Annotated in this window: 1 protein-coding gene; it reads left to right on the top strand. The window is 42.4% G+C overall.

What is annotated here, in order from left to right; translation table 11 throughout:
• The coding region (locus tag RMT89_RS43635) for a two-component regulator propeller domain-containing protein (protein WP_315889302.1) at positions 1-264 on the top strand (264 nt) is incomplete at both ends.

The following is a 264-nucleotide window of genomic DNA, read 5'->3' as shown; positions in this document are numbered from 1 at the left end:
CGCCTTATCTGCGCTTTGGTGATATAAATAATATCATTGAAGATCAGCATGGTGCTATTTGGATCGGCTCTACCGATCAGGGTGTGGCGCGATTCGATCTGCAAAAACAGCAATTTAATACTTGGTTGCAACATGCAGGTAGTGAGCATGGTTTGCAGATGAATGGTATTCAACTCATTTTAGAAGATGCCAATAAGCAGCTCTGGTTAAGGGCTGGGAATATTAATCATCGGGTATTATTCGATGTAGAAGCACCAGCTCAAG

It is taken from the genome of Streptomyces sp. P17 (genome assembly GCF_032436805.1).
In the GTDB taxonomy this organism is placed as follows: domain Bacteria; phylum Actinomycetota; class Actinomycetes; order Streptomycetales; family Streptomycetaceae; genus Streptomyces.
Note: the sequence above shows the minus strand (reverse complement) of the source record. Positions and strands in the feature narration are given on the sequence as shown.